This window comes from Sphingorhabdus sp. EL138 (assembly GCF_945890115.1).
Taxonomy (GTDB): domain Bacteria; phylum Pseudomonadota; class Alphaproteobacteria; order Sphingomonadales; family Sphingomonadaceae; genus Sphingorhabdus_B.
Map to the genome: position 1 here is coordinate 77,117 of NZ_CAMDCK010000004.1, position 21,854 is coordinate 98,970.

The following is a 21,854-nucleotide window of genomic DNA, read 5'->3' on the forward strand; positions in this document are numbered from 1 at the left end:
TCCACAGCCGAGTTTCGTTCGGCTGTTGCGCCGCCGACTCTCCCGCGCCTATAGCATTTATATGACCGATGACCTGTTCGGCGGCAGCGCGGCCGCCACCGCCGCATCCAATGATTATACCGCTTCTGCGATTGAAGTGTTGGAGGGGCTTGAGCCGGTGCGCCGTCGCCCAGGAATGTATATTGGCGGCATCGACGAACGCGCATTACACCATTTGGCCTCCGAAGTACTCGATAACTCGATGGATGAGGCTGTTGCCGGCCATGCCAGCCGGATTGAGGTCCATTTAGGCGTGGGTAACCGCTTGACGATCAGCGACAATGGCCGTGGTATTCCCGTCGACCCGCACCCCAAATTTCCGGAAAAGTCCGCGCTTGAGGTTATCCTTACCACCTTGCACTCCGGCGGTAAGTTCACTGACAAGGCCTATGCGACCTCCGGCGGCCTGCATGGTGTGGGTGTGTCGGTGGTCAATGCGCTGTCAACGGACACTTTGGTTGAAGTCGCGCGCAACAAGCAGCTTTATCGCCAGCGCTTTTCGCAAGGCCTGCCGCTTGGCAAGTTAGAAGAGCTGGGCCCAACGCCCAACCGGCGCGGGACGACGATTGCCTTTACGCCCGACCCGGAGATTTTCGGCGCAGATGCCAAGTTCAAACCCGCAAGGCTGTTCCGTCTGGCGCGGTCCAAGGCGTATTTGTTTGCTGGCGTCGAGATCCGCTGGCGCTGCGATGCGGAACTGGCCAGCGCAGATGTGCCCGCCGAAGCCGTGTTCCAGTTTCCGGGCGGCCTGTCCGACCATTTGCGGGAACAGCTTGGCAGCCGTGCCTGCGCTACCACCGAATTTTTCGCCGGGACGCAGGATTTTCCCGATGCGCAAGGCCGCGTCGAATGGGCCATTTCCTGGCCATTATATTCGGACGGTTCCTATAGCTGGTATTGTAACACAATCCCCACGCCCGACGGCGGCACACATGAGGCAGGGGTTCGCGCCGCGCTGACCAAGGGCCTGCGCGCCTTTGGTGAATTGATTGGCCAGAAAAAAGCCGCGCAAATTTCGGCGGAAGACATTTTCAACGAAGCTGAATTGATGTTGTCGGTGTTCATCCGCAACCCGCAATTCCAAAGCCAGACCAAGGACAGGCTAACCTCTCCTGAGGCCACGCGGCTTGTCGAAAACGCCGTGCGCGACCATTTCGACCATTATCTTGCCGACAATATGGAACGCGGCAAGGCATTGATGGGCTTCATCCTTGAAAAGGTCGACGACCGCTTGCGCCGCAAAGCCGAGCGTGAGGTCAAGCGCAAGACCGCGACCTCAGGCCGCAAAGTGCGCTTGCCCGGCAAGCTGACCGATTGTGCGTCGGACGATCCGACTGGCACCGAATTGTTCATCGTCGAAGGCGACAGCGCCGGCGGCAGCGCGAAGCAAGCCCGCAACCGCAAGACGCAGGCGATACTGCCAATCCGGGGTAAAATCCTCAACGTCGCATCGGCCACCGCTGACAAGATCCGCGCCAACAATGAAATCGCCGACCTGCAATTGGCGTTGGGCTGTGGCACGCGCAAGGACTGCAACCCCGACAATTTGCGCTATGAACGCATCATCATCATGACCGATGCCGATGTCGACGGTGCGCATATCGCAACCTTGCTGATGACATTTTTCTTCCAAGAAATGGCCGAGATTGTGAAAGCCGGGCATTTGTTCCTCGCGCGGCCACCGCTCTATCGCCTGACGCATGGCAGCCAAAGCGTCTATGCCGCCGATGACGCCCACCGCGCTGAGTTAGAAGCGACGGTGTTTAAGGGCAAGAAAGTCGATGTGGGCCGGTTTAAGGGCTTGGGCGAAATGAACCCAAACCAGTTGAAGGAAACCACAATGGACCCGGCGACCCGCTCGCTAATTCGCATCACGCTTCCGCATGAATATGAACGCCGCGCGGTGGTCAATGACCTTGTCGACCGATTAATGGGCAAAAATCCCGAGCACCGGTTCAACTTCATTCAAGAAAACGCTGCGCAGTTGGATGAGAATACGATCGACGCGTGAGTAAGCGCGTTTTTTAACATCTTCGTTACCCTGAACTTGTTTCAGGGTCCATTTCGCCTTTTATGATTGCCTTCGCTGCACGATAGACCCTGAAACAAGTTCAGGGTGACGGTCATCTATAACTGAAAGCTAACGTGCGTTGCTAAGCCGTCAAAGCCTCAACCAGCGCTTTTACCTTCTTCTGCCGCCATTGCGGCAAGGGTGCGACCAGCCAATAGGCTTCATCGCTTTCCTTCGCATTGTCGACGGCACGGACTTTGCCGCTGGCGATGTCGGCTTCGGCAAGGATCAGCGGGACGGTCGCCCTGCCCAACCCAATCGCAGCAGCGTCGATGGCGAGGCCGGCATCGGCGAGCCGAAGCGCAGCAACGCCTTCAGCGATAGGGCAATTGGGCCAGCTAATCAGAGTGTCCGCCCCGCCCTCTGGCGCCGCGACGGTGACATTAGCGCCCGCCGCAAGCCGGATACCCTCATGTTCCCCCGGCCCGGTGGTCAGGCGGATAGCGATATCCAGATTAGCCTCGGTAAAGTCTATATGCTCATCCGCTGGAACCAAATTAAAGCGCGTATCGGGGTTCGCCTTGCTAAAGGTCGCCAGCCGCGCGGCCAGCCATTTGGCGGTAAAGTCACGCGGCGCGGCAATGGTCAGCGCATTGGACGACTGCCCCGCCTGCATCGCACGGACCGATTCTTCAAACTGGAGAAAGCCTGCGCGTAGGGCATCAAGGCCGTTTGCGGCTTCATCGGTGAGTTCAAGCCCTTTGGGTGTCCGACGGAACAGCACGACGCCCAACATATCCTCCAGCGCGCGGATTTGCTGACCGACAGCGGCGGGTGTGACCGCGAGTTCATCGGCTGCCTTCGTAAAGCTCAAATGCCGCGCCGCAGCGTCAAGTACGCGCAAGCCATTCAAAGGCAGATGGGTGCGCTTCATCGCGCCGTGGCTGGCGCGACCAGCGTGAAACGCGGGATTTCAGCTAGAAACGTCGTGCCATCTTCACGCACAAAGCGATATTGGCCTTCCATTGTGCCGCTTGGCGTCGGCAAGGGGCAGCCGGAAACATAATCGTGGCTCTCACCGGGACGCAAAAGCGGCTGTTCGCCCACCACGCCGTCGCCATCCACATGGTTGATCGTGCCGCGGCCATCGGTAATCCGCCAATGCCGCGTCATTAATTGCACGGTTTCATCACCCACATTTTCGATGCGGATATGGTAGGACCAGAACCATCGTCCTTGGGCGGGCGCGGATTGTTCTACCAAAAAATTTGGCGAGACGCGGACAGTAATACCATCGGTGGTAGCGCTAAACGCGAAGAAGGAATCCAAAATGCTCGTCATAAACCAGCGGCCCTGAGTGCCTGATCCAAATCTTCAATCAAATCAGCGGGATCTTCCAAGCCAACATTGATGCGGATCAAGCCTTCGCCGACACCCATTGCCTCGCGGGCTTCGGGCCCCATGCCGTGATGCGTGGAGGATGCCGGGTGGCACATCAAACTGCGCGCATCGCCAATATTGTTGGAAATGTCGATCAGCTGCAGCCCATTGAGCAAGGCATGCGCTTGTTCACGGCCACCATCGACCGAAAAGGCAAATATTGGTCCGCATGCCTTCATCTGCTGCATCGCAAGCGCGTGTTGCGGGTGGCTTTCAAGGCCCGGGTGCATGATATGCGGCACGCGGCCTTCCAAGAATTTGCCGACCGCGAGCGCATTTTCCGACTGCCGCATGGCGCGCAGTTCTAACGTCTCAAGCCCCTTATGCACCACCCATGCATTGAAGGGCGACAAATTAGGACCCGTGTTGCGCTGAAACGGCAACAAAACCTCATCGATCCATTGTTGCGAACCGCAGACGGCGCCTGCCAACACGCGGCCCTGCCCGTCCATCAACTTTGTCGCGCTATACGCCACAACGTCGGCGCCAAAGTCCATTGGCCGTTGCAAGACGCTGGTAGCAAAGGCGTTATCAACCACAGTCGTAATGCCATGCTCTTTCGCCAGACCGCAGACATAGGCCATATCGACAATGTCCATCGTCGGGTTCGCAGGCGTTTCGAAGAAGAACACTTTCGTGTTTGGCTGAATCGCCGCCTTCCACGCGTCATTGTCGCGGCTGTCGATGGTGGTTGTGGTGATACCCCATTTCGGCAGCAGATTGTCGGTCAGCCAGCGGCAAGAACCGAACGCGGCGCGCGCGGCAACGACATGGTCGCCCATTTGCAACTGGCACAATAATGCCGTGGTCATCGCCGCCATACCCGTGGCTTGGGCACGGCACGCCTCGGCCCCTTCCATCAACGCAATGCGTTCTTCGAGCATTTGCACGGTCGGGTTTTGCAACCGCGAATAGGTCATGCCATCCTGTTCACCGGCAAAGCGCGCAGCAACGGTTTCAGCATCGTCATAGGTAAAGCCCGACGACAGGAATAAGGCCTCAGACGTTTCGCCATGCTCGCTGCGCCAAGTGCCGCCACGCACCGCTTGGGTGGCGGGACGCCAATGCCGGGTGATTTCGCGATTCTGGCCAGTGGTTTTCTTCATAAGTTCGCTTTTCGGGGAGAGCGGGGTTCAGGTCAAGGCGGCAAGCACGGCATCACCCATTTCACGGGTCGAATGCGTGCCGCCAAGGTCGGGCGAGCGTGCGCCGCCAGATAGTGCCTTCGCAACAGCCGCTTCAATACGGTCGGCCATCGCGGGCAAGCCCAGCGAGTAACGCAGCATCATCGCGGCGGACAAGATGGTCGCAAGCGGATTGGCCTTGCCCTGCCCCGCGATATCGGGCGCGCTCCCGTGGATGGGCTCATATAAGCCTTTCTGGGCGGCATCCAGCGACGCGCTGGGCAACATGCCAATCGAGCCAGCGCACATGCTGGCCTGATCCGACAATATGTCGCCGAACAAATTGCCCGTCACGATCACGTCAAACTGGCCGGGGTTACGCACCAATTGCATCGCGCAATTGTCGACATACATGTGGCTTAAGGTGACTTCGGGATATTCGGCATGAGTTTCGATGACGACATCGCGCCACAATTGCGACGTTTCAAGCACATTGGCCTTGTCTACCGAGCATAATTTCTTGTCCCGTGCCATCGCGGTTTCGAAACCGACGCGGGCAATGCGGCGGACCTCATCCTCATTATAAGACATGACGTCATAGCCTTCGCGCTTGCCATCTGCGGTTTTGCGCATACCCTTTTCGCCAAAATAGACATCGCCATTGAGTTCGCGGACGATGACCATGTCGATTTGTGACGCAACTTCAGGACGCAGCGCGCTGGCGTCGGCCAATTCGGGAAAAAGGGTCGCGGGACGCAGATTGGCGAACAAGGACAGTTCCTTGCGCAGGCCCAATATCGCCTGTTCTGGGCGCAAATGCCGTTCCAGCGTATCGCAATCCGGATCACCTACAGCGCCAAACAATATTGCATCGGCGCGCTTGGCAAGCGCCAGCGTGTCGGCCGGTAATGGATGGCCAGTCGCCTTATACGCCGCACCGCCAACCAACGCCTCTTCATAGGTCAGACCGTCGATGGCGAGCGCATCCAAAACGCGGCGTGCTTGCGTGATGACTTCGGGGCCAATTCCGTCCCCGGGTAACAAGGCAACTAACATTCGACCTCACCTTCGATTTTTTCGTCACCCTAAATTTGTTTCAGGGCCTTAGCTTCGATCTGCCTGCAAGTAAGATACTGAAACAAGTTCAGCATGACGATACTGAAACGGCAGGCTTGTCCCCTGCCAACAGCAACGCAGTTATGCAACTATGTTCGCATTAAACACTCCGTCGCTCCAGCGCAGGCTGGGGCGACGGTTTTTTATGATATTGCAACGGCCATCACACCGCCGCCCGTTTCAAACGCTCCACCAACCGTTCGCGGGCGGCCATGACATCGGCGCGGCGGTCGCCCAAGACATGCGCGACGAGCCGCTTGCGGGTCTGCGCCATCATGGCGACGGGCGCGTTGTCATTGTCCTGTTCTTCGGCATAGCCAAGTTCAGCCAGCAGCAATGTTTCATATTGCGCCACTGCCCCTGCCCACACCCGCGCCGCCGGGGCAAGTTCAATCGCGGATAGCAAACCATCCGCTGCGCTATGGATACGCAGATAAGGCACACCCTCCGCCAAAGTCGCAGCAGTCAGCGCCGTGACCCAGTCAATCGCGGCAATCGCCAAGGGTTCGCTCAACAAATGCGCGCGGCTGTGCTCAAGTTCGGGCGTCAGGCGCGCCAATTGTCCGGCGATGCGCGTCCGCCATTCGCCCTTGATCACATTGCCGGGGATGAGGACGGGTCGCAATTGTCGGCCGCGCGCGCCTGCAACATAGCCCGCCAATATGCCATACTCCGCGGTAAAGCCGCGCACAATGGCGCCTGTTTCACCATGGTTGCGGACCGCGCAGATGATGGCTGATGCCGAAATGTCCATATGCCCTCATGCCAAGACTGCGGCGTGAGGGGAAGTTTTATCCTGCGTCTGTGCTGACCATGAATAAGGTCACACCGGCATATTTTTCGGCCGAAGGTTCGAACGCAGCGTCAATGTCAAACGACTGGTCTGTGAGTTTCAGATCGTTGAGCCCCGATAAATGGAAAGCGCCAAGCTTCTTATCTCGTCGCGCCACGCCATGTTTTTCCAATATCACAGCATCGGTGAACAGCGCACTATGCTTGGAATATAAAACATGCGGGGCCAGCTTCATCGGCACATTATTATACACCAAAGTGACACATTTCTTGAGCGCGATAGCTTCAAGCAACAGTTGATTGATCGTCATAAGTTGTCTCTATCGCACCCGCTTCGCCATGCAATCAAAATAGCGGCACAACATTCCTCTACGGCCGGCATCAGCCGTTGCTGTGATAAAAATCATAGACCGTTTGTGCAACGGCGGCAGATACGCCGGGGGCCTTCTGCAAATCCTCAAGGCTAGCATTGCGCACGGCGCGGGCGGTGCCGAAATGCATCAATAGTGCCTTTTTGCGCGATGGGCCAATACCCGGAACTTCGTCAAGCGGGCTTACGGTAATGGCCTTGCTGCGTTTCGCGCGGTGCGCACCAATGGCGAAACGGTGCGCCTCGTCACGCAGCCGCTGCAAATAAAACATGACAGGTGCGTTGACGGGCAAGGTAAATTCGCGACCATCGGGGAAGTGAAAGGTTTCGCGGCCCGCATGGCGGTCGGGGCCTTTGGACACGCCGATAAAGGCGACATCCTCCACACACAGTTCACGCACGATTTGCATGACAGCGCTCATTTGTCCCTTGCCCCCGTCGATCAAGACAAGGTCCGGCCAGTTTTCATCGCGTTCCTGTTCCCCTTCCTCAGCCATCAGCCGACCAAATCGCCGCGCCATGACTTCGCGCATCATGGCAAAGTCATCACCGGGCGCAGTGTCCGGGTTTTTGATGTTGAACTTGCGATATTGGCCCTTGATGAAACCTTCCGGCCCCGCCACGATCATCGCGCCCAGCGCGTTGGTCCCCTGAATATGGCTGTTGTCATAGACTTCGATCCGACGCGGCGGCTCGGGCAATTCAAACAAGTCAGCCGCCTCTTGCAGCAATTTACCCTGCGTGGTGCTCTCCGCCAGTCTGCGGTCCAGCGCTTCTTCGGCGTTACGCGTCGCTTGTTTGACCAAGCGCACACGGTCGCCGCGTTGCGGCATGCTGATTTCGATCTTGCGTTCGGCACGTTCGGACAGAGCTTGCGCCAACAAATCTACCTCAGTCAGTTGCCGATCGAGGAAAATGGATTTTGCAGGGGGTACATCCTCATAAAATTGCGCGAGGAAGCTGGTGAACACTTCGTCCTCGCTCATTTCGGCCACATGCGCAGGGAAGAAAGATCGATGCCCCCAATTTTGCCCGCCGCGAATGAAAAATGCCTGGATGCCCATCACCCCATTGCGATGCGCCAGCGCAAAAATATCTGCGTCGCCCACGCCTTCTGCGTTAATCGCCTGCGACCCTTGAATGAAGGTCAGCGCCCCAAGCCGGTCGCGGACCATGGCAGCGCGCTCGAAATCAAGGGCTTCGGCCGCAGACTCCATCTCCTTGGCCAGTTTCGCCTGCACAGCGGAGGATTTGCCGTCGAGGAAGGATTTGGCATCCGCGACAAGACTGTCATAGGACGCGTCGTCAATCCGCCCGACACAAGGTGCGGAGCAACGCTTGATTTGATACAGCAAACAAGGCCGATCGCGATTGTTAAAGAAGCTGTCGGTGCAGCTTCGTAGCAAAAATAGCTTTTGCAGCGCGTTCAATGTTTGGTTGACGGAACCAGCGCTGGCGAACGGGCCGTAATATTGTCCCTTATGCCGCCGCGCACCGCGATGTTTTTGGATGCGCGGAAATTTATGGTCGGCGCGCAACAGGATGAAGGGAAAGCTTTTGTCGTCACGCAGCAGCACATTGTAAGCGGGGCGGTAACGCTTAATCAGCTGCGCCTCCAGCAACAGCGCCTCAGCCTCGCTATTGGTGGTGACGATGGTCATGGATCGCGTCAACGCGACCATCCGGCGCAAGCGGTTGGCTAGCCGGTCAATCTGCACATAATTGCCGACGCGATTTTTTAAAGCGCGGGCCTTACCGACATAAAGCACATCCCCCTTCGCATCGTGCATACGGTAGACGCCGGGTTTGAGCGGAAGGGTCTTCAGAACATTTCGGATCGCGGCGATGCCGGTATCGAAATCTGGTGTATCCGCACCGCGCACCGCAAAAGTCGCCTTTTCCTCGCTAAAGCGGGAGGCTGCATTGGGTTGATCGGGGCGGTCGGCTTTGGACATCTTGCCTGCCATGTAGGCGGAGCCAACGGCATACTCAATGTCATTCCGGTGGGAAGCAACGATGCGCATATGGATCGTAATTCCACCAGATGCGGAGTCCGTTGCATACCCATCGTCATTCCCGCGCAGGCGGGAAACTAACTCCGGACTCATAACTGCTCCAAAACGGCTCATTGCTAACTGAGAGCGCAGGAGTTGGATTCCCGCCTAGACGGGAATGACGACATTAGGGAACGTAGGCTTAGTTCAGCGACGCAATCGATTGGTCGATCAACGCCGCATCCGACTTTGCGTCATGATGCGCGGCGATCAGTTGCGCGGCAGCCGCAGCAGCAGCCGTGGCCGCAGTCTTGCGGACATCGGCAATAGCGGCGCGTTCGGCGGCGGCAATTTTGTCTTCGGCGGCTTGCGCACGGCGGCCAATCAACGCAGTAGCGTCGGACTTAGCACGCGATACGATCAACTTGGCTTCTTCTTCCGCCGCAGCCTTCATCGCTTCGGCGTCAATCGCAGCTTGCTTGGCCTTGGCTTCATATTCAGCCTTGATGGCTTCTGCTTCGGCACGCAAAGCGGTTGCCTGATCCAATTGTGCGCGAATGCCTGCAATCTGGCTGTCCAGCGCGCCTGCGATCATCGCAGGGACTTTCTTCCAGATCGCCAATGCAATCACCGCGAGCATCGCCAATGCGACGAGCATAGAGGCGTCAAAGCCCAGCGCCGACGGCGTTACATGTTCTTCCGCACCAGAATGTGCTTCGGTTGTGGCATGTGTTTCGGCGGCTGGCGCGGCAATCGCGGCTGCTTCTGTTGCAGGCGCGGTTGCCGTTGTGGCCGATTCAGTTGCTATTGTTGGATTAGCCATGCGACATTACCGCCTTCACTGCTTTTGCGGCTTGCGCAGAGGTGACCTTGGCACCAGAAACCTTAGCAACGATGTCAGCCGCGGCTTCTGCGGCCATGGCTTCGATGCCGGATAATGCTTTTGCAGTTGCCTTAGCCAATGCCGCGTCGGCAGCGGCGATCTTTGCGCTGATTTCTGCGTCAGCCTTCGCCAGACGCGCATCGGCGTCCTTCGCGGCTTTCGCCTTGGCAGCGGTGGATTTGGCTTGCGCCTCGGCCCGCGCCGCCGTCAAATCAGCAGCCCCGCTGTCGCCCAGATTATTGGCCTCTGCCCGCGCATGTTCCGCAGCAGCAAGGTCGTCCGCAATCTTGCGATCGCGCGCGTTCATGGTTGCCTCCACCTTTGGCAACATGATCCGGCCGACCGTAAAATAGATCAAGCCAAAGACAATCAAAAGCCAAAAGAACTGCGATGCATAGGTTGCAAGGATCTGACTAATCTGGGGCATATTATCCGTTCGTCCTTATGAAAGAATGCCCCGGCGCAGTGCCGGGGCGAACCGTCAGTTAGGCAACGAAGATCAGGATCATCGCGATAACGAACGCGAGCAGACCAAGAAGTTCGACGGCGGCAAAGCCGATGAACAGACGGCCCTGTTGGCTGTCGGCTGCTGCAGGGTTACGCAATGCGCCCTGAAGGAACGAGCTAAAAACGTTACCAACACCGCCAGCGGCGATACCGGCACCAATTGCTGCCAGACCGGCACCGATCATTTGGGCTGCTTCTGCGTCCATGATAATAACTCCTGTTGAAAAATAAACTTAGTGGTTGAAATATTAGTGCAAATTGACGGCGTCGTTAATGTACAGCGACGTCAAAAGCGCGAAAACATAGGCTTGAATTGCACATACGAGCAGTTCGAGCAAAGTGATGCCAATCATCAGCAAAAAAGCAGGGAAGCTGACAATCAGCGGAACCCATGCGGCTTCGGCGTTCAGGCCGTTGATCACAAATCCGGCGAGAACCTTCATCATGATATGCCCTGCCGTCATGGCGACGAACAAACGCAGCGCAAGGCTGAAAGGACGGATCATGAACGAGAAAAGTTCGATAACCGGGATCAGCCATAGCAGCCACCATGGCGTACCTTGCGGTACAAAAAGGCTAAAGAAATGCAGGCCATGCTTCCAGAAGCCCACAACCAAAACAGTACCGAAGCTGAACAAAGCCAGCACGGCCGTTACCGTCAGGTGGCTCGTAATGGTGAAAGGATGCACGCCGGGGACGATGCCAAAGGGCATCATGCCCATGAAGTTCGCCATCAGGATGAACATGAACAACGAGAACACCAAAGGCACATATTTCTTGCCTTCGGGACCGACATTTGCGGTCAACATATTGTTGATGAAGCCCGTTGCGCCTTCGACAGCCATTTGCCAGCGGCCGGGGACCATTTCGCGCTTCATTCCGCCCGCCATGAACAGCCATAAAGCGCCAAGGACAAGCACCATGAACAACGAAGAGTTGGTGAAGGAGACGTCATAACCAGCAAGTTCAAGCTGCGCGAGCGGCTCAATCTTGAACTGGTACATCGGATCGATTTTGCCGCTTTCGCCTGCCACGTTCACTACCCTGTTAAATACACGTCAAGCGCCCGGTTTAGTCCGGACGCTCAGCTGAAATCTTTATTATGTTCCTGAAGGCGACCGCGATGCCCAAAAACATGCACGTCAACAGGAGCGCAGGTGCGATACCCAGCCAGCGGTCCAAGACCCAGCCAACCAAAGCACCACCAGCCGGACCCGCAATCAGCTCGGTCAAAACCCTGTTCCCTTGCCGCATTCCTTTGGCCGGAACCTGATCCTTACCAGCGCGAACCGCTTCGGCCTTCCGCGCCGCTTTCAGCTGCAAATCTAACGAATCGAGCCGAGCGTCACTTGTGCCGTCATTGTCCTGCCCGGGATTATTTGAATTCATGTGATTCCGGCCTTTCTAAACAAGGGAAACCACCTCGAAATCGGGCAAACCCCGCCTAGGCACGGGCGCTTTAGGAGAGCCCCTGCGCCAAGTCAACAGCGCGCCTGCAAGAATGTTGCGACGCAATAGAAAAGGCCGCAGCATCCCTGCTACGGCCCGTCCAAACTATGTGGTCAGTCTTACTGCGGGCAACGCGCGTCCAATTGCGGCGGGCTGTCGTCTCGGGTTTTCCACGCACCCGACGGTGTCTGGTATTTTTCACCGGCAACGGTGCGCTCCGCAATCAAACGGCACCCCGTGCGCAACGCCATTTCTTCAACGGTTGCACCATTTGCCAAAGCCTCCTTTGAATACACGGCCTTACGCTTAATGTTAATATCCTCGACCAAAGCACGAACCGCCGACGAAGGCGGAACGACAAAGCCGAGATAACCGTCTGATTTTTCACCCACCAGGCCGCTTTCCCGCGCAGTTTGATAGGCAGGGTCTCGCCCTGACTGAAAGGCCATTGCGCTGGTTGCGGTCGTACCCAGCAACAACGCTGCGATGATCATTTCAACAGAATCTCTCATCAAAATACTCCCGGATTATTTTCAATCACTTTTTGAGACGCGGGGCCGAGCTTGTATAAAATTTCCTGCCGGATCGCGATGTTCAAGTTGATGACGATTGGCTTGTCGGGCGCGGTGACTTGCACGCACCCTGTCAAAACCGACGCCATCAACGGCGTGTACAAGAATATCATTTTCCTCATATGGCGGCGAATCGCATTATCCGTACGGTTCGTCAATTGATGCTGGTACTGCGCCATATTCGCTTTCCCTTTGCTGAATGGTTCATTCATTTGGTGGCTCTTTTTTGGTTTCAACTGGTTGCGATGGTGCACCGGCTCCATCCTGCTGTTTCTGCTCTTCCAGCAAATATTGCAGATCGCGGTCCGCCGCATAATTGGCGTCATAAAGCCCGCGGATAGAGCCGATAAGTTTCAGGAACTCCGCAGTCACGCTGACGTTGAATTGTATCGGGATACGCGCGAGTTGCCGCGTGATGAAGTTCCGTTTTGCCAATGCGCCCTGTTGCAAACCTGTAAAGCTGATGTCCGTGACGATTTCCCCGCCAAGGTCGCCTCCCACGCCAATAGTCAATGTGGAGTAGCGGATCGAGCGCAAGGCGTTAAAGGCATAATTGGCGAGCCTACCCATATCTTCATAAGCAAGTTCACCGAGATAGCTAACCTCCCCGCCGCCAGCACGCGACACGAGAGCGCCACCAACGATACGGCCGCCATCTTGGTTGAACAACATGGGCAAGACCCCGTCGAACACGCCAGTCACGCGTAGATTCTGAAAATCATAGCTAGCAAGCAGCTTCTCCGCATCAACGCCAATAACGCGGAAGGTTAAGCGGCGTTCGGACTCAACCCCAAAATCGAGGACAGTTGGATCAAGCACCAATTCTCCGCCCGCAAATGGCCAGCGCCCAGATTCAATCGCCACCTGCCGATTGGGCAGCAAACGGTAGCTGACCGTTCCGCCCAGTGCAGGAATACCTGGGTTGACCGACCCAAGCATCGCGATTTGGCCCGGTGCGGTTTCCAGGCCCAAAAGGTCGGAAAACAGGATTTCGGTGGTCAGCCCCTCAACCGGGCCGAAGGCGGCGGCCAAGTTCATGTCGCGCGTCGCAACCCGGCCAGTGCTGCGCACCCCATCTGTGTCCCACTCGATACGGCCATCGCCCCGGATGCTGCCATCGACATTGGCGGCGACGCCCAAGATTAGCGCGGTGAGCAAATCGGGTTGGAAGCGGTCATTAAAGCGCAAGTCATCCACAGCGAGCAAGGCGCGCCCGCTGCTGTTGTTTAAATCATGCCGGATATCGACATCCGAAACGCGGGTGCCAGTTGTGGGTTCAACCAAATGGCCGGTCGCAGTGATGATGCTGTTTGCGAGCGACAGCCGCATATCCGGCACCAGCATGGGCATGAACCGGTCCACCTGATCCGCATCCAACACATTCAGCCCCGCGTTGAGGGTCAGCGTCTCGGCAAGGTAGCGCCATTCACCCGATGCGGCGTCAATCAGCAGCGGGACATTGCCAATCTGCCCCGCGCCGCCCGTCAATATACCCGAAGCGCCGCCTTCCCCAAATCCGCCATTAAAACTTGCCACGTTAAAGATAGACCGCGCGTCGGGTTGGCCCAATTCAACGACGACGTCTTTGGCTGCAAAACCGTCGGTCAGGCTGAAACGGACGCTGCTACTGCGCGCAGCGAGGGGCGCGCTGCCAAGCGTGCCCAAACTGTTAAAGCCTGCGACATTGGTTGCAAAACGGACATTGCCCGCACGCAAGCTTAGCATTGGCCGTCCTGCGTCAGGGCATAAGCGCAGCGATTGGCCGCGCAAGGCTAAGTTCGATATGCGCAATGCGTCAAAGCGGACATTCTGGCAGCTGTCATACAAAGTGAAAGCCCCCGCATTATAACGCCCAGATATCGGGGCGTTCAGGCCAGTGACGAATCCACCCGGCAACGGCCCCGACATCCGCGCCTGCCCCGCAAAGCGCCAAGCACCATCAGGCGCAACGTTGAACGCAAGCTTTGGCACCGATAGGCTGGCCCCACCTGAAGCATAAGGCGCGATGAAGAGGTTGCCCAACCAAGCCTGCCCCGATTGCGCGAGCCGGAGGGTAGTGGCCGGCACATAAGGTCCGGACAGCGCCAATTGCGCAGGCGCGTCCAGTCGCCAACCCGATGCAGTTCTTGTCACGCCAAAAGAACCGCTCTGCCGCAGACGGATGCCTGATGCGCTGGTCATGGCAAGATTGGTTATGGTGCCCCCGCGGTGGCCCTGAAAATCCTGATAGGCATCAAAGCCGAGCCGCGCGGAGAATTGGTCGCCAGCGCGTTCCACGACGGGCGTCATGCGCGCGACGATTGGGCCAATGGGCGTATCCTTGGTTTGCGCGGCTAGATCGTGCAGACCCGTGATGGTGCCACGGTCCAATGCACCATTGCCGATCGACATTGCGCCGCGCGCCGACAAAGCCATACGGCCATTGGTAAGCCCCGCTGTTCCCTTGGCGTCCAAAACCAACCGGCGCACCGACAATGGCGCCGAACGCAGGGCCCCCTTGTCCATCGTAAAGTCGAAATTGGTGCGCGCCAATTTGCCATTGACCGACAGCTTGCCAGATATCCCCTGCAACTGAACCTGCGATATTCTGAGCCCATCCGCGGCATAAGCGAGGCTGCCGTCCCAAGCATCAAAGCGTTCGGACAGCTTGAGATTAGTGTCAAAACGCGGCGCGACCAGCGCGATGCCTAAACTGCTGCACTTTGCATTGGTGGCCGTAATTGGCCCAATCAAACGCGGCTCACGCCATTCGAGCAACAGTTTACCATCAAATTTCATGTCCGCCGCGCTGCATCCCGCCGCCGAAATGCTTGGTGCACGTAAGGACAGCTTGCCTGCAAATCGGTTCCGCAGCAGGCCGCTGCCATCAAGGCCTGCATGCATGACACCCCAAGGTGTATCAAACCGCGCGTGGGCGTTTTTAATGCTTACCGCGATATCGGGCCATTCAAACGGCGCGGCGGACTTTGGGTCGGTGAATTTGTCCAGTTCACCAAAGGACAATGTGCCATCGGCATAACGCCCACGCAGCATCACGCCCTCCGCGTGGACGTCCCGCACCTCTGCGCCGGAGAAGTTCAAGGCCATGTTTATTTCGACCAACTTTGCGGTCAGGTCAGGGCGGGCCGGATCACCGATGACAAGATCGCGAATACGCTGGGTGCGAAAACCGATGGTATCGATTGTATAGCGCGCCTTGATACCACGCTCTGCAAACGCATTTTGCACAAAATGGTCCGCAATATTGTTACGCTGGGCCCATGCAAACAGCAATAACAGCGCAAGCAAGATGCCGACGCCGCCGAAAATGCGCCGCTTCCACTGTGCGCCTTTATCGGGTTGCACATCGACATCGCCCGTCGGTATTTCGTCGGCAGGATCCAGCATGTCACTCAAATGCGGGAAAGGGCGGCCGGTTGCAACGGCATTTGCGTGATGTGACTTGCACCACATGAAAAAATCGCAGAAAAGGTTTTTGTCACAAGAGGATAGCAGCAATGCAGGATATTGCGGACAAGACGGAGCATCATGGCACGGGCCACCGCGCGCGTTTGCGTAAACGCTTGTTGGAGAAAAATGGCGAGAGCCTGCACGATCATGAATTGATCGAATATCTCCTCGCGCTCGCCATTCCGCGCCGGGATACCAAGCAGATCGCGAAGGATTTAATTCACCGTTACGGTAGCCTGTCCGCCTTGCTGACAGCCGATGCCGACAGTATCCTGCAAGAAAAATGGATGGGCGAAACCAGCGTTGCGGCGTTGAAAATAGTCCAAGTGGCGGCGCTTCGCCTGTTGAGTGAGCCCGTCCGCGAACTGCCGATATTGTCGTCTTGGCAATCCTTGCTGGATTATCTGCGCGCGGACATGGCGCATCTGACGATTGAGCGCGTGCGCACGCTCTATCTCAATAGCAAAAACATGCTGATCCGGGATGAGGTGGCGAGCGAGGGTTCCGTCGACCAAGCTGCCATTTATACGCGCGAAGTCATCCGCCGCGCGATGGATCTTGGTGCGGCAGCGATTATTCTTGTCCACAACCATCCCAGCGGAGACAGCGCGCCGAGCCGCCAAGATATCGCGATGACGCGGGACATTGCGGATGCCGGGAAAAAGTTCGGAATAGCCGTGCACGACCATATCATCATTGGCAAAAACGGTTTCAGCAGCATGCGCAGCTCGGGACTCATTTAGCGGGTGGCAAAATGGTGGCTGCTCCCGCATAGCCGCAAAATGCCATCTTCGACTCCCGTTCAGAAATCCATTGGTCCGCGCGAGCTGACCGTGATGATGTCCTCGCTCATGGCGCTCAATGCGCTGGCCATTGACGCGATGTTGCCCGCCTTCCCCGCCATGGTGCGCGGCCTTAGCCTAGCCGATCCGAACCAGATCCAGTATATCATCTCGACCTTTTTGGCGGGGACAGGAATCGGTGCGCTCATTTACGGTCCATTGTCCGACCGTTATGGGCGAAAGCCGATATTGCTGATCGCAATTATTGGTTCGGGGATCGCTTCTTTGGCATGTTCCTTTGCACCTGATTTTGAAATCATGCTCATCATGCGCTTTATCCATGGGCTATTGGCCGCGGCCATGGGCGTTCTTGTGATCTCGGTCATACGGGACCAGTTTGAAGGCGACGCCATGGCGCGGCGTATGTCGACTATCTTCCTCATCTTCATGATCGTCCCAATTGTCGCGCCGACCATTGGCCAGTTGGTGCTGCTTTTCGCTGGCTGGCGGGTTATTTTTGACCTGATGGCCTTCATGGCGGTCATCGCCGCTATCTGGGTCTATCTGCGCTTGCCCGAAACCTTGGCCCCCGAAAATGTCATTCCTATCCAACCAAAGGCGCTCGCCAAGGCGTGGAAGATTGTTTTCCTCAACCGCAACGCTGCGGGCTATATGATTGGCGCCGGCGTCACGCAGGGCGCTTTGTTCGGCTATCTCAACAGTTCGCAGCAGATGTTCGACAAGGTGTTCAACGCAGCGGATTTCTTTACCATTGGTTTTGCGATCATCGCCATTGGCATCGCGGTGTCCAACTTCACCAATTCGCGCATCGTCGAACGTTTTGGCGCGCGCCGTGTGTCGCAGACTGCTTTGTTGACCTTTATCGCCTTGGGCGCGTTGCAATTGCTTGCGGCCAAATTTGCACCAACATCCTTGCCGATCTTCCTGATATTGCTGACCGGTAACATGGCGATGATCGGCTTTATCGGCTCCAACTTCTCGTCGATTGCGATGACACCCTTTGGCCATGTCGCAGGGGCGGCCTCGTCCTTTCAGACCTTCGTCCGCACATTGCTTTCGGCATCGCTGGGGGCAATCATCGGGCAACAGTTTGACGGCACGGTATATCCGGTGGCGCTAGGGTTTCTATGCTGCGGGCTGGTCGCGCTTGGCCTTGTCCTATGGTGCGAAAAGGGGAAGCTTTTTACGCGGCCCGGCACCACATTACCCATGCCCACCAATCCGCGCAATTAAGGCAAAGAAAAGGGGCACCGAAGCGCCCCTGTCCTTTTGTTATTTGCCGGAAGCCTTAGTCTACAACTGGACCAGGAAACTCACCCATATCCGGCGCATCATCGGCCAACTGGTCATGCTGCAGGTTAGAATTGCGCATGCCATACACGAAGTAAATAAATATGGCGCCAACCAAAAAGTAGACGAACATCATAAGTACATGTTTTGGAAGCGACTCGATCAGATACAGACACGACAATATGCCAAGAATCGGTGTCAGCGGGTAGAGCGGCACCGAGAAGCCACGTGGCAATTCAGGTGCTGCACGGCGCAGGTAAATCACCGACAGACAGACGATTGCAAATGCCGCCAAGGTACCAACCGACGTCATGTCGCCCAGAACATTGATGTCAAAGAAACCAGCCGCAACCGCCGTGATCGTGCCGACCAACAGCGTATTGATATAAGGTGTGTGGAAACGTGGGTGTACCCTAGAGAATATCTTCGGCAACAGACCATCGCGGGCCATGGTGTAGAAGATACGGGTTTGTGCATACATCAACACCAGAACAACCGAGGTCAGGCCAATGATCGCGCCGACCTTAATGGTCTTTGCAAGCCACGACCATTGCGCGCCGAAGCTATCAACCACAACCGCAACTGGGTCAGGCACATTCAATGTTTCATAAGGCACGAGCAGGGTCATGATCGCAGCAACAAGCATATAGATGACTGTGCAGACAACCAACGAACCAATGATGCCAAATGGCATGTCACGCTTGGGGTCTTTTGCTTCCTGACCAGCGGTCGAAACAGCTTCAAAACCGATGTAGGCGAAAAACACGATGGATGCGGCACGCATGATGCCGTCGAAACCGAATTCACCGTCGCCGGTATTTTCAGGAATAAATGGCGTCCAATTAGTCGCCACCAGTTCAGGCAGATTTGAAAGGACGATATAACCACCAACCAGAATGAACGCAGCAAGAACGCTCACCTTAATGGCGACGATGACGTTGTTCACCTTGGCCGATTCCGACACGCCAACCACCAGTAAAAGCGACAAAGCCATGCAGATGAAGAATGCTGGCAAGTTGAAAATCGCGGTCACCGCAACACCATCAACGATCAACGGCGCACCGTCACGCATCACGGCTTGACCGGTCGGACCGGTAAACTGCGGCGGGATGACAAGACCAAAGTCTGCCAGAAGACTGACGACATATCCGCCCCAGCCTACCGCGACCACCGAGGCTGCGAGGCCATATTCAAGGAGCAACAACGCGCCCATGATCCAAGCGACAAATTCACCCAATGTCGTATAGCTATAGGTATAAGCGGAACCTGACACGGGCAGTGTCGAGGAGAGTTCGGCGTAGCAAAGCCCTGCAAAGGCGCAGACGATACCTGCGACAACGAACGACAACATGACAGCAGGGCCAGCATGTAAGGCAGCCGCGCTACCCGTACGGACGAAAATACCCGCACCGATGATGCAACCAACGCCTAACAGCAGAAGGTTCCATTTGCCCAACGAACGCTTCAATTCGCTGTTTGCCGACTCTCTTTGTACCTGTGCGATCGTTTTGCGCGCAAACATGCGCTGCATCACGGATTGCTGCTCAACGGCCATCATAATCTCCCCGATGGATTTCTTGTCGCGCAGAACCTAACCTCAAAATGCCACCGCGCAACTTAATTTCACCGTGCCAGCATGGGTCCGAGCGGTTTTCCACCAAAAATATGGACGTGCAAGTGTGGAACCTCTTGATGCGCGTCCATTCCGATGTTCGCCAATAATCGATATCCCGGCTCAACCAGCCCCAATTCGCGCGCAACATGGCCAACGGCGCGAACAAAGCCGGCTATTTCGGAATCGCTGGCTTTGGCGCTAAAATCATCCCAACTGACATAAGCGCCTTTGGGTATCACCAGCACATGGACGGGTGCCTGCGGGTTGATGTCGTCAAAGGCCAAGGCCCATTCATCCTCGAACACCTTGCGGCACGGGATCTCGCCACGCAGGATTTTGGCGAAGATATTCTGGTCGTCATATTCCAGTGTTGGGTCAATCGGCATGTGTCACTCCTTGGCTTATGTCCGCGCGGCTTTTTCGACCAAGCCAGAGACACCTTCCCTGCGATCGAGTTCAGCGAGTACATCGTCCAGCGTGACACCCACATCACGCAGCAATATCATCAGGTGAAAAATCAGGTCCGCCGCTTCAGCGGTGACATGCGCCGCGTCGCCCGACAGCGCAGCGATAATGGTCTCGGTCGCTTCCTCGCCAACCTTTTGCGCGATTTTGCCACGGCCCTTGGCGAATAAGGATGCGACATAGCTACTGTCTGGGGCGGCGTCCGCGCGCTGGGCAATGATATGTTCGAGCCGTATGAGTGTATCGCGCATCATATATCTCTCTGTAAGGCAACGACCATGGCCTTGTCCTCAGCAGGGATCAAGCCTTCGAGGACGCGCCAGAAGCCGGTGACCGATTCCTGCCCGGCCGCCGCATAAGCGGACGCCAGGCTGTTGCGCAATGCATCAAACAATTGGGCTTCGAACTGAACCCCCTCGGGCGTGAGGCGCAAGAGTTTCTGACGCCGGTCGACATTCCCCGTCCGCGTTTCGACAAGGCCGCGATCCCCTAAATCGGTAAGGACGCGGCCAAGCGATTGTTTCGTAATCGCAAGGATTTTCAGTAACGTGCTAATCGGCAAATCGGGCTGGCGCGCAATGAAATACAACGCGCGATGGTGCGCGCGACCAAGGCCATGTTCGGCCAGCCCTTCGTCAATGGCGCGTGTGAGCCGCGTATAACCAAAGAACAAAAGCTCAACCCCGCGGCGCACTTCATTCTCACGAAGGAACAGGGGCGACGCAGTCGGGGTGACAGAAACAGAAGATGGGACAGCCATATTGACGTATCTTGGCCTAGGCCATAGGACAGTGCAAGACCCTAATGAATGAGAGCATCGATGAACGCTGGCGCATTTCCTTTTGAGGCAAACCCGTATCCGGTAGATCCTTCCGAACGCACGGCGCGGTTGGTCGACCCCGGTTTTGGCCGGGTGTTCACAGACCATATGGTGACAATCCGATATTCGGACGACAAGGGCTGGTATGACGCAAAGGTCGGGCCACGCGGTCCCCTTACGCTCGACCCCGCGACGGCCGTTTTGCATTATGCGCAAGAGATTTTTGAAGGGCTAAAGGCCTATCGCCTCGCCGACGGCGGGATGGCTTTATTCCGCCCCGAACAAAATGCCCGTCGTTTTCAACGCTCGGCAAAGCGCTTGGCAATGCCCGCGCTGCCCGAAGAGATGTTCCTGCAAGCGTGCAAGCAATTGGTTGAGGTTGATAAAGACTGGTTTCCACCTGTCGACGGCGGATCCATCTATCTGCGCCCATTCATGATCGCGAGTGAGGTGTTTCTGGGCGTGAAGCCGTCTGCTGAATATCTGTTCATGGTCATTGCGTCTGCGGCGGGCAATTATTTCAAAAGCGGCGCGCCAGCCATTTCGATCTGGGTGTCCGAACAATATACCCGCGCGGCACCGGGCGGCACGGGCGCGGCAAAATGCGGGGGCAATTATGCCGCCAGCCTCGTCGCACAATCCGAAGCCATTAAACAGGGTTGCGACCAAGTCGTGTTTCTCGACGCCGCCGAACATCGCTGGGTTGAGGAACTGGGCGGCATGAACCTGTTTTTCCTGTTCGATGACGGGTCAATCATCACGCCGCCCGCCGACGGTACAATATTGGAAGGCATCACCCGCGATTCGGTGCTGACTTTGGCGCGCGCGCAAGGGTTGAGCGTGCGTGAGGAACGCTACGCCATTGACCAGTGGCGGGCCGATGCGGAATCGGGGCGCTTAGTTGAAACCTTCGCCTGCGGAACGGCTGCGGTCGTCACGCCGGTTGGAAAAGTGCAGTCCGCCAAGGGTAGTTTCACCATCGGCGCGGGCGGTGCGGGGCAGATGACTCAGCAAATCCGGTCAAAACTTGTGGATATTCAGCGCGGAATTGCCGCAGATACCCATGGCTGGGTGCAGCGCATCGATTAAGCAGTTGCGCAATAAGATTCCCGCG

At 56.8% G+C, this 21,854-nt stretch carries 23 protein-coding genes; 4 read left to right on the forward strand and 19 right to left on the reverse strand.

Translation table 11 applies throughout. The annotated features are described in order from the left end of the window. Positions 1 to 61: 61 nt before the first annotated feature. On the forward strand, positions 62 to 2,050 hold the full coding sequence (parE, locus tag Q0O07_RS02930; protein ID WP_295490171.1) for a DNA topoisomerase IV subunit B: 1,989 nt from the start codon (positions 62 to 64) through the stop codon (positions 2,048 to 2,050). 142 nt (positions 2,051 to 2,192) lie between these two features. On the opposite strand, the gene Q0O07_RS02935 is transcribed toward parE, so the two are convergent. The 15 genes from Q0O07_RS02935 to Q0O07_RS03005 form a co-directional block, all read right to left on the reverse strand. Next, entirely contained in the window at positions 2,193 to 2,984 is a 792-nt protein-coding gene (locus Q0O07_RS02935) for a LysR family transcriptional regulator (RefSeq protein ID WP_295490173.1), read from the reverse strand. Further along, complete coding sequence (apaG, locus tag Q0O07_RS02940; RefSeq protein ID WP_295490175.1) at positions 2,981 to 3,391, reverse strand: Co2+/Mg2+ efflux protein ApaG; 411 nt, start codon at positions 3,389 to 3,391, stop codon at positions 2,981 to 2,983. The genes Q0O07_RS02935 and apaG overlap by 4 nt, the downstream gene beginning before the upstream one ends. Further along, positions 3,388 to 4,596, reverse strand: a complete 1,209-nt coding sequence (locus Q0O07_RS02945; RefSeq protein ID WP_295490178.1) for an aminotransferase class I/II-fold pyridoxal phosphate-dependent enzyme — start codon at positions 4,594 to 4,596, stop codon at positions 3,388 to 3,390. The genes apaG and Q0O07_RS02945 overlap by 4 nt, the downstream gene beginning before the upstream one ends. Positions 4,597 to 4,623: 27 nt before the next feature. Beyond that, on the reverse strand, positions 4,624 to 5,670 hold the full coding sequence (gene leuB, locus Q0O07_RS02950) for a 3-isopropylmalate dehydrogenase (protein WP_295490181.1): 1,047 nt from the start codon (positions 5,668 to 5,670) through the stop codon (positions 4,624 to 4,626). Between the two features lie 223 nt (positions 5,671 to 5,893). Continuing rightward, positions 5,894 to 6,484, reverse strand: coding sequence for a recombination protein O N-terminal domain-containing protein (locus tag Q0O07_RS02955; RefSeq protein ID WP_295490184.1), 591 nt, complete (start codon positions 6,482 to 6,484; stop codon positions 5,894 to 5,896). Positions 6,485 to 6,521: 37 nt separating this feature from the next. Beyond that, a complete protein-coding gene (locus tag Q0O07_RS02960; protein ID WP_295490186.1) occupies positions 6,522 to 6,833 on the reverse strand; it encodes a hypothetical protein in 312 nt (103 codons plus the stop codon). Positions 6,834 to 6,903: 70 nt separating this feature from the next. Next, complete coding sequence (gene uvrC / locus Q0O07_RS02965) at positions 6,904 to 8,859, reverse strand: excinuclease ABC subunit UvrC (protein ID WP_295490334.1); 1,956 nt, start codon at positions 8,857 to 8,859, stop codon at positions 6,904 to 6,906. A 229-nt stretch (positions 8,860 to 9,088) separates the two neighbouring features. Next, positions 9,089 to 9,709, reverse strand: a complete 621-nt coding sequence (locus Q0O07_RS02970; protein ID WP_295490188.1) for a F0F1 ATP synthase subunit B — start codon at positions 9,707 to 9,709, stop codon at positions 9,089 to 9,091. Continuing rightward, positions 9,702 to 10,196, reverse strand: a complete 495-nt coding sequence (locus tag Q0O07_RS02975) for an ATPase (RefSeq protein WP_295490191.1) — start codon at positions 10,194 to 10,196, stop codon at positions 9,702 to 9,704. Before Q0O07_RS02975 ends, Q0O07_RS02970 begins: the two co-directional genes overlap by 8 nt. Positions 10,197 to 10,254: 58 nt before the next feature. After that, positions 10,255 to 10,482, reverse strand: coding sequence for a F0F1 ATP synthase subunit C (locus tag Q0O07_RS02980; protein WP_125229901.1), 228 nt, complete (start codon positions 10,480 to 10,482; stop codon positions 10,255 to 10,257). A 42-nt stretch (positions 10,483 to 10,524) separates the two neighbouring features. Then, a complete protein-coding gene (locus tag Q0O07_RS02985) occupies positions 10,525 to 11,280 on the reverse strand; it encodes a F0F1 ATP synthase subunit A (RefSeq protein ID WP_295490337.1) in 756 nt (251 codons plus the stop codon). 67 nt (positions 11,281 to 11,347) lie between these two features. Then, complete coding sequence (locus Q0O07_RS02990) at positions 11,348 to 11,665, reverse strand: AtpZ/AtpI family protein (RefSeq protein WP_295490194.1); 318 nt, start codon at positions 11,663 to 11,665, stop codon at positions 11,348 to 11,350. 179 nt (positions 11,666 to 11,844) lie between these two features. Then, positions 11,845 to 12,237, reverse strand: a complete 393-nt coding sequence (locus Q0O07_RS02995; RefSeq protein ID WP_295490196.1) for a YdbL family protein — start codon at positions 12,235 to 12,237, stop codon at positions 11,845 to 11,847. Further along, the gene (locus tag Q0O07_RS03000) at positions 12,237 to 12,509 is read right to left on the reverse strand and encodes a YnbE family lipoprotein (RefSeq protein ID WP_295490199.1); all 273 of its coding nucleotides are present in this window, start codon (positions 12,507 to 12,509) and stop codon (positions 12,237 to 12,239) included. The genes Q0O07_RS02995 and Q0O07_RS03000 overlap by 1 nt, the downstream gene beginning before the upstream one ends. After that, positions 12,502 to 15,684: a YdbH domain-containing protein gene (locus Q0O07_RS03005; RefSeq protein WP_295490201.1), complete on the reverse strand. Its 3,183-nt coding sequence runs from the start codon at positions 15,682 to 15,684 to the stop codon at positions 12,502 to 12,504. The genes Q0O07_RS03000 and Q0O07_RS03005 overlap by 8 nt, the downstream gene beginning before the upstream one ends. 110 nt (positions 15,685 to 15,794) lie before the next feature. On the opposite strand from Q0O07_RS03005, the gene radC reads away from it, so the two are divergent. Both radC and Q0O07_RS03015 read left to right on the forward strand, forming a co-directional pair. Beyond that, complete coding sequence (gene radC, locus Q0O07_RS03010; RefSeq protein ID WP_295490204.1) at positions 15,795 to 16,490, forward strand: DNA repair protein RadC; 696 nt, start codon at positions 15,795 to 15,797, stop codon at positions 16,488 to 16,490. Between the two features lie 39 nt (positions 16,491 to 16,529). Further along, positions 16,530 to 17,783, forward strand: a complete 1,254-nt coding sequence (locus Q0O07_RS03015) for a multidrug effflux MFS transporter (protein WP_295490207.1) — start codon at positions 16,530 to 16,532, stop codon at positions 17,781 to 17,783. A 55-nt stretch (positions 17,784 to 17,838) separates the two neighbouring features. Here the strand turns inward: Q0O07_RS03015 and Q0O07_RS03020 are convergent, their stop codons facing one another. The 4 genes from Q0O07_RS03020 to Q0O07_RS03035 all read right to left on the reverse strand — a co-directional run bounded on the left by Q0O07_RS03020 (position 17,839) and on the right by Q0O07_RS03035 (position 20,680). After that, a complete protein-coding gene (locus Q0O07_RS03020) occupies positions 17,839 to 19,398 on the reverse strand; it encodes an amino acid permease (RefSeq protein WP_295490210.1) in 1,560 nt (519 codons plus the stop codon). 65 nt (positions 19,399 to 19,463) lie between these two features. Then, positions 19,464 to 19,841 (reverse strand): histidine triad nucleotide-binding protein, encoded by a 378-nt coding sequence (locus Q0O07_RS03025; protein ID WP_295490213.1) that lies wholly within the window; start codon positions 19,839 to 19,841, stop codon positions 19,464 to 19,466. A gap of 15 nt (positions 19,842 to 19,856) precedes the next feature. Beyond that, positions 19,857 to 20,171: a phosphoribosyl-ATP diphosphatase gene (locus Q0O07_RS03030; protein ID WP_295490340.1), complete on the reverse strand. Its 315-nt coding sequence runs from the start codon at positions 20,169 to 20,171 to the stop codon at positions 19,857 to 19,859. Beyond that, positions 20,171 to 20,680: a MarR family winged helix-turn-helix transcriptional regulator gene (locus tag Q0O07_RS03035; protein ID WP_295490216.1), complete on the reverse strand. Its 510-nt coding sequence runs from the start codon at positions 20,678 to 20,680 to the stop codon at positions 20,171 to 20,173. The genes Q0O07_RS03030 and Q0O07_RS03035 overlap by 1 nt, the downstream gene beginning before the upstream one ends. Before the next feature lie 60 nt (positions 20,681 to 20,740). On the opposite strand from Q0O07_RS03035, the gene Q0O07_RS03040 reads away from it, so the two are divergent. Further along, entirely contained in the window at positions 20,741 to 21,829 is a 1,089-nt protein-coding gene (locus tag Q0O07_RS03040; protein ID WP_295490219.1) for a branched-chain amino acid aminotransferase, read from the forward strand. The last annotated feature ends 25 nt before the right edge of the window (positions 21,830 to 21,854 follow it).